Origin of the sequence: Paraburkholderia ribeironis (assembly GCF_900019265.1) — a bacterium.
Taxonomy (GTDB): domain Bacteria; phylum Pseudomonadota; class Gammaproteobacteria; order Burkholderiales; family Burkholderiaceae; genus Paraburkholderia; species Paraburkholderia ribeironis.
In genome coordinates, this window is sequence record NZ_CYGX02000004.1 from 136,473 (window position 1) to 143,814 (window position 7,342).

6 protein-coding genes and 1 tRNA gene are annotated in these 7,342 nt (G+C 63.8%); all 7 read right to left on the reverse strand.

Annotated elements, in window-relative coordinates:
• Nucleotides 1–6: 6 nt before the first annotated feature.
• The 7 genes from queE to rsmB all read right to left on the reverse strand — a co-directional run bounded on the left by queE (nucleotide 7) and on the right by rsmB (nucleotide 7,180).
• A complete protein-coding gene (queE, locus tag BN2475_RS01365) occupies nucleotides 7–639 on the reverse strand; it encodes a 7-carboxy-7-deazaguanine synthase (RefSeq protein WP_094777786.1) in 633 nt (210 codons plus the stop codon).
• A gap of 100 nt (nucleotides 640–739) precedes the next feature.
• Nucleotides 740–1,471, reverse strand: coding sequence for a 7-cyano-7-deazaguanine synthase QueC (gene queC, locus BN2475_RS01370; RefSeq protein ID WP_094777787.1), 732 nt, complete (start codon nucleotides 1,469–1,471; stop codon nucleotides 740–742).
• 391 nt (nucleotides 1,472–1,862) lie between these two features.
• A tRNA-Phe gene (locus tag BN2475_RS01375) sits at nucleotides 1,863–1,938 on the reverse strand.
• Nucleotides 1,939–2,044: 106 nt separating this feature from the next.
• Nucleotides 2,045–2,734 carry a response regulator transcription factor EsaR gene (gene esaR, locus BN2475_RS01380; protein ID WP_094777788.1) on the reverse strand — a complete coding sequence of 230 codons (690 nt, stop codon included), beginning with the start codon at nucleotides 2,732–2,734 and terminating at the stop codon, nucleotides 2,045–2,047.
• Nucleotides 2,735–5,155, reverse strand: a complete 2,421-nt coding sequence (locus BN2475_RS01385; RefSeq protein ID WP_094777789.1) for a sensor histidine kinase — start codon at nucleotides 5,153–5,155, stop codon at nucleotides 2,735–2,737.
• Nucleotides 5,145–5,744 (reverse strand): DUF4390 domain-containing protein, encoded by a 600-nt coding sequence (locus tag BN2475_RS01390; protein WP_094777790.1) that lies wholly within the window; start codon nucleotides 5,742–5,744, stop codon nucleotides 5,145–5,147. Before BN2475_RS01390 ends, BN2475_RS01385 begins: the two co-directional genes overlap by 11 nt.
• Nucleotides 5,741–7,180, reverse strand: coding sequence for a 16S rRNA (cytosine(967)-C(5))-methyltransferase RsmB (gene rsmB, locus BN2475_RS01395; protein ID WP_094777791.1), 1,440 nt, complete (start codon nucleotides 7,178–7,180; stop codon nucleotides 5,741–5,743). Before rsmB ends, BN2475_RS01390 begins: the two co-directional genes overlap by 4 nt.
• Nucleotides 7,181–7,342: the final 162 nt, after the last annotated feature.

A 7,342-nucleotide genomic window follows, 5' to 3' on the forward strand; every position in this document is an offset into this window, starting at 1 on the left:
GGCAAATCAGGGAATGTTCAGATACTTGTGGGTCTGCATCGACAAGCGCCATTGCGGATGGCGTTTGCACCAGTCGATCGCGAGCCTGGTGTTGAGCTCGCGCGACGGGCCGTCCATCGGCTGGACGAGGAAATACTCGAAGTCGAGCTTCGCATACTCGGACAAGCGCTGGTTGTCCTGCGGGATCACGACCTTCAGTTCGTTGCCTCTCGTCACGACGAGCGGTGCGTCGGCCTTCGGGCTCACGCAGACCCAGTCGATCGTTTCGAGCACCGGCAATGAGCCGTTGGTCTCGATCGCGATTTCAAAGCTCGCGGCGTGCAGCGCATCGACCAGCGGCTGATCGATCTGCAGCATCGGCTCGCCGCCCGTGCAGACCACGAAGCGCTCGCCCTCGCCCTGCGGCCACAGCGATACGATCATCGCGACCAGTTCTTCAGCGGTACGGTACTTGCCACCGTTCTCGCCGTCGGTGCCGACGAAATCGGTATCGCAGAAACGGCACACTGCCTCGGCGCGATCTTCTTCGCGGCCCGACCACAGATTGCAGCCGGCGAACCGGCAGAACACGGCCGGACGCCCGGCATTCGCGCCCTCGCCCTGCAACGTGTAGAAGACTTCCTTGACCGCGTAAGTCATGCTGCTTTCTGCCCCGTGTTGCTCAATGTGTTGCTGAAGTTGATTGCCTGAGGTTGATTGCCTGAGGTTGATTGCCCGAGCCGCGCCGCTGCGCGAACCGTCAGACCGGCTCGGTGACTTTATCACCGGCCAGATAGGCTTCGAAACCACGCTTGCGCAAGCGGCATGCCGGACATTCGCCGCAACCGAAACCCCATGCATGCAATTCTGCGCGTTCACCGACATAGCAGGTGTGCGTCTCGACGCGCACCAGTTCAACCAGCTCGTCGCCGCCCAGTTCATGAGCGAGACGCCACGTGTCGGCCTTGTCGAGCCACATCAGCGGCGTTTCGATCAGCAGTCGCGTGTCCATGCCGAGGTTCAGCGTGGCCTGCAACGCCTTCATCGTGTCGTCGCGGCAATCGGGATAGCCCGAGAAATCCGTTTCGCACATTCCGCCGACGATCACCTGCAAACCTCGCCGATAAGCAATCGCCGCTGCGATGGTCATGAACATCAGATTGCGACCCGGCACGAACGTGTTCGGTAGACCGCTGGCCGTGGCCTCGATCTCGATCTCACGCGTCATCGCGGTATCGCTGATCGAGCCGAGGACCGACAGATCGATCATGTGGTCGTCGCCGAGACGGCCGGCCCACGCCGGAAACGTGCGCATGACAGCCTGACGAAACCCTTCGCGGCACTCGAGTTCGACACGGTGCCGCTGACCGTAATCGAAACCGAGCGTTTCGACCGTTTCATAACGTTCGAGTGCCCATGCAAGGCACGTGGCGGAATCCTGGCCGCCGGAAAACAGCACGAGAGCGCTACGCTTGGCGTCTTTGCGGATCACCGTGAAACTCCGTGAATGATGAGTGCCACGTCGCGCTGCGTGAGATGCGCCATGCAAGCAACGCGGCGCGACGTATGCCGGCACTGCTGCCGGCCCAGAGCAGTATAGGCCGCGCGTTGCGCACGCAGAGTCGCGACGCGCTTATACCGCTAGTGGTCGGGCGAAGGGTTCGGTGCGGGTGGCGGCCTAGCCGCTCGGCACCCAGGTGCGAATCAGGCGACACTCAAGTAACGCTCAGGCGACATTCAGATATCGCACCGGCGTGCAAGTCCTTGAACTGGCGTGATTTTATCACGCGACGCCGAACGCCGCCGGGCACGCTCTGCCGCAACGAGTACCCGTCAGAAAAGGAAAAGCCCCAGGAATCTTGCGATTTCCTGGGGCTGAATCCTGGTGGCCTGGGGCGGAATCGAACCACCGACACGCGGATTTTCAATCCGCTGCTCTACCAACTGAGCTACCGGGCCAACGAAGAACGAGATCATATCAAAGGGTCTGCAGGAGGGCAAGTCCCTCGTCGAAAAAATGTGCCAAAGGCGGATTCGCGCACGGCACGCCAGCCCGCGCGTATCGTCACTCCCCTTTGTTCTTGCCCAGATCGACGCCGAGTTGCTTGAGCTTGCGGTACAGGTGTGTGCGCTCCAGGCCGGTCTTCTCTGCCACGCGCGTCATGCTGCCGTTCTCGCGCGCGAGGTGATATTCGAAGTACGCGCGCTCGAACGCATCGCGTGCATCGCGCAGCGGTATGTCGAACGAGATCGACGCCGTTTGCGCGGCCAGCGCGCCGCCGCCCGTGCCGTCGGTGGACAACATCGGCAACGCGGCCGCCGACGCCACCGCCGATGCGTTCACCGGCAACACCGGCTTGACCGCCGCGCCGCCAGGCACACCCACCGCCGTGCCGCGAGCGAGACCCTGCTCGACGGCCTTTAGCAGCTTCTGCAACGCGATCGGTTTCTCGAGGAAATTGAGCGCGCCGATCTTGGTGGCCTCAACCGCCGTATCGATCGTCGCGTGGCCGGACATCATGATCACCGGCATGGTCAACTGGCCTTGCGCGGCCCACTCCTTGAGCAGCGTCACGCCGTCGGTGTCGGGCATCCAGATGTCGAGCAACACGAGGTCCGGCGCCTGACGCAAGCGGAACTCGCGCGCTTCCTGCGCATTTTCAGCGGCCTCCACGACATGTCCCTCGTCGCTCAGGATCTCCGAGAGCAATTCCCGGATGCCCATTTCATCATCTACCACCAGGATGGTTGCCATTTACGCTGCCCTTGTCTGCACTGTTGCTTTTGTCTTGCCGTGCGACGCACCGCCGCCGTGCGCCGGCCGCGGCCCAGTATCGGGTGCCGCGGCATCGTCCGCCAGTTGAAGGAAGAGGATCGAAATCTGCGCACCCTCGATCACATCGCCCGCCTTCATACGATTGCGAATGTCGATGCGAGCGCCATGTTCATCGACGATCTTCTTGACCATTGCAAGACCCAGGCCCGTACCCTTGGCCTTGGTCGTCACATAGGGTTCGAATGCGCGAGTGAGGATACGCGCGGGGAACCCCGGTCCGTTATCCGACACGGTCAGACGCACCGCGACGTGTACTTTGCCTTCCGCGTCGGGGTCACCGTATTCTACTGTCCTCGTCTCGAGCGCCACTCGCGGATGGCCGACATCGGCTACCGCATCCTGCGCGTTCTGCAGCAGGTTGTGAATCACCTGGCGCAATTGCGTTGCGTCGCCACGAATCGCCGGCAGTGCCGAGAGTTCCACCTGGATCGCGCCTTTGCCCTCTTCGATACCGTACAGCGTGAGCACTTCGCTGACCAGATCGTTCAGTTGCAGGTGCGCGAGCACTGCCGGAGGCGTGCGCGCGTAGTCGCGGAAATTGTCGACCATCTGCTTCATCGCAGCCACCTGATTGACGATCGTAGTCGCGCCACGCTTGAGCACGTCGGCATCCGACGGCGACAGCTTGTCGGCCAGCTTCATTTGCAGACGCTCGGCGGAGAGCTGGATCGGCGTGAGCGGATTCTTGATCTCGTGCGCGAGCCGCCGCGCGACCTCGCCCCATGCAATCGAACGCTGCGCGGAGATCACATCGGAGATGTCGTCGAACACCACGACGTAACCGGAGGTCTGCAGGTCTTCCGTGTCGCGGTCGGTCGCCGACACGAGGCGCGCGCCGCGCACGAGCAACGTGAGCGGTTCGCTTTCGCCCGGCACTGGAAACGAGAACTGCTGTTGCCAGTGGCCGAGATCGTCCTGACCGTCGCCGCTTGCCGCTTCACGATCGGCAAACGCCTTGCGGACCATGACGCCGAATTCGCTCAACACGCCGATCTGATCGAGCGACGAACCGAGCACGGTCTGGAACGGCTGACGGAAAATCCGTTCGGCGCCACGATTCGCGGTGGTAAGCCGGAACTGCCGATCGAACACGAACACGCCCGCGGTCAGGTTCGCGAGGATGCTTTCCAGATACGCCTTCGAGTGTTCGAGCGCAATGCGGTTGTTCTCGACCGCGGCGCGCGCTTCGGACAACTGCCGCGTCATCGCATTGAACGACTGCGTGAGGAAGCCCAGTTCGTCGCGCGACTTGATTTCGCGCTTCGGTGTGTAATCGCCCTCGGTAATCTCTTTCGTGCCCTGTGCGAGGAGGAACAACGGCCGCGCAAGCTGATTGCCGAGCGCGAGCGCAAGCATCATCGCGATGAAGGTGGCGAGGAATAGCGCGAGCGTCAGCGTGCCGATGTACATCTTGCGCAGACCGGTGCGGCCGAGCGCCTTCTCCTGGTATTCGCGATACGCGCGCTGCACCGCGTCGGCATTGCGAGCGAGCGTTGGCGACACCGGCTGCGTGAGTTGCAGGAAGCGTTCAGTGGGTTGCAACAGCGCCGCGTTCGAGTCGGGAATGCGCTGCACGACGCGCAGTCGCAGCGCGCCCTTGCCGCCCTGCGCGTGCGTATCGCCGTCCACTTCGCCTTCGATCGCCGCATAGCCGCGGCCACGCGCCTGTTCGATCATCAGCGGCGTGGGCAAATCGTTCGGCACGAGCGTCGCGTAGTTGCTGGATGCCTGCGCGACCACATGCATGTCGGGCGTCGCACCGGACATACTGCGCGTGGGCTCGACGATCGTCGCGTCCTGCACGCCGAACTGATCGCGCAGTCGCAATAGCGTGAGCGTCGTGCCGGCGGCGTCCGCGCTGGCAAGCTGCTCGGACATCAGGCGGCCCTTGGTTTGCAGATCGGACAGCGACGCGTCGAGCATGCCGCGACCGAGATTCAGGCCTGCCGTGAGCGCGGTTTCGACATTCACGTCGAACCACGATTCGATACTGCGCGACACGAACTGATACGAGACCACGTAAATGATCCCGCCCGGCACCACGCCGACCAGCGCCATGAAGAACGCGAGTTTCGCCAGCAGCCGCGTGCCGAACTTGCCCTTGCGCAGCCGCGCGATGATGATGACGATGAGCGTCGCCACCACCAGCAGAAAGATCATCGCGACCGCGACGTTGGCGGTATACAGCCACTGGTAATAGCGGTCGAAGAACTCGGTATTGGCGCTCGCGGCGGCCAGCAGCACGAGCAGCAACACGGCCGTTACCGCGACCGTCGACACCAGCACGCGCACGACGATGCTGCTGACACTGGTGGTGGTTGAGCGCACTCTATTTAGCACGTTCGGTCACCGTAAAGGTAAAGCGCTTCCATTCGGATGCGAGGTTCCAGTCGCGGTTGTTCACCGCGTCGATCTGAAACGGCTTGGGCATCAGCCCGATGTCGAGTTGCATGCGCACTGACGCGTTATAGGTCTCGCCGACCTTCACCTCGTTGCGGTCGATCACATGCCATGACGTGACGTGCTTGATCACCGCGAGCGCATCCTTGAGCGTGGAGAAGCCGAGCTGCAAACCGCCCGACTGCACGCTCGACACACGGTATTCGCGCGTCAGCGGCTGAAACGACAGGCGCAGGCTCTGCGACACGCTCACCGGCTGCTCGTCGAACCAGTACCAGCGCGGCCGGCTCAATTCGAAGTCGGTCGTGAAGTAGAGCGGAATACCTTTGTTGACCGCGTCCTCGAGGTTGCTGTTGAGGTCGAATTCGAAATGCGCGTCGAGATTCCAGCCGTTGGTGTCGGCTTGCAGCGACGCCCGCTGCACCGCGATCGAATCAGCGTGCGCCGCGCCCGGCGCTGCAAGCCATACGGCCAGCGCAATCCAGAGCACGGCAGCGAGCCGAAGCGGGAAGATGCGTTTGATGGTCACCGTTTCTGAAAGCGCGCGTAGAAAAATCCGTCGTGGTCTGAGTTCGCGCCGGCGCTGTCTTCAGCGGGTTGTCCGGCATAGGAACCGGCCGATGGGTCGGCGGGCGCGCGAGCAACTGAGGGTAACAGCTGCCCCGGCGCGTCCAATCGTACCGCATCCTGATACTTGTCTCCAAACCACTGCGCCTGCAACTCGCCTTCTTCGGGGAAGATCGAACACGTAACGTAGAGCAATTCACCACCCGGCTTCACGAGCGGCCAAAGCGCGGCGAGGATGCGGCGTTGCTCGGCGACCAGCGCGGGAATGTCGGACGCGCGGCGCAACCAGCGAATATCCGGATGACGCCGCACGATGCCCGACGCCGAACACGGCACGTCGGCCAGGATGCGGTCGAAGGGCTGGTCGATGTCGTCGTGCCATTTGGCCGGCACGCCCGCATCGCCGATTCGCACTTCCGCATCGAGCTTGAGCCGCTGCAGATTTTCGCCGATGCGGCGTGCGCGCGTCGGGTCGCTCTCGAGCGCCACGAGCTGAAGGTTGGCGAGTTCGAGCAAATGCCCGGTCTTGCCGCCAGGCGCCGCGCACGCGTCGAGCACACGCATGCCGTCGCGCACGCCGAGCAGTTGCGCGGCGAGTTGCGCGCCGGCGTCCTGCACCGAGACCACGCCGTCGTTGAAACCGGGAATCCTGTCTACCGGCATCGGCGTTTCGAGCCTGACGGCGTAGGTGCCGGCCTGGCTCGCGCGAATCTGATGGTTCTGCAGCACTTGCAGGTAGGCATCGACCGTCGAGCGGCGGGCGTTCACACGCAGCGTGAGCGGACCCTGCGTGTTGCCGGACGCGAGCACTGCTTGCCACGCGTCGGGCCACGCGCCCTTCACCGCGTCGATCCACCACGCCGGGTAGTTCCAGCGCGCGACTTCGTCGGCTTGCGCGGCGCTGAGCAACGCTTCGCGCTCGCGCAGAAAGTTGCGCAGCACCGCGTTGACGAGACCCTTGGCGAACGCGAATTCGCGCCGCGCGCCGATTGCGTTGACTGCCTGATCGACCACCGTAAATGGGGCGTAGGCGGCGCTCGCTTCGTCGTCGACCAGCAGGGCGAGTGCGCAGGCGAGCACATGACCGACGTGCGGCGGCGGCGCCTTCTTCACCAGCCGCGCGATCAGCCATTCGGCGGTGGCCAGACGCCGCATCGTGCGGTAGGCGATGTCCTGCACCGCGCCGCGGGCGGCGGCGGCATTGCCCTCAGGTGCGGACACGAAGACGGATTGCAGCGCGGCCGGCAAAGCCGCGCCGAGACGCACGGCGCCGACGGCCTGGCCGGCGCAGTCGAGCGCGAAACCCAGCGATTCGGGCGCCAGATGCAGGATCGACAAACGGGATTCGCGCGGACGCGTCGACGCGGGAGCAGAACGCGAAGAAGGCTTTGATGTCATGAAAGAGGCAAAAGCAGGCCGCGCGGTGCGCGCGACGCAATCAGCACACATTGTAGCGTGGCGCCGGATGGGAGCCGCTGCGCTTGGGCGGCGCGGTCGCCGTAAATCGGGCGTAAGCCATGCAGCATCGCGCGGCGGCTCCCATCCGGCGCCACGCTACAA

Excerpts from the sequence above, each read along its gene's own strand:
- queE (WP_094777786.1), bottom strand. The coding sequence starts at position 639 with ATGACTTACGCGGTCAAGGAAGTCTTCTACACGTTGCAGGGCGAGGGC.
- esaR (WP_094777788.1), bottom strand. The coding sequence starts at position 2,734 with ATGGCAACCATCCTGGTGGTAGATGATGAAATGGGCATCCGGGAATTG.
- rsmB (WP_094777791.1), bottom strand. The coding sequence starts at position 7,180 with ATGACATCAAAGCCTTCTTCGCGTTCTGCTCCCGCGTCGACGCGTCCG.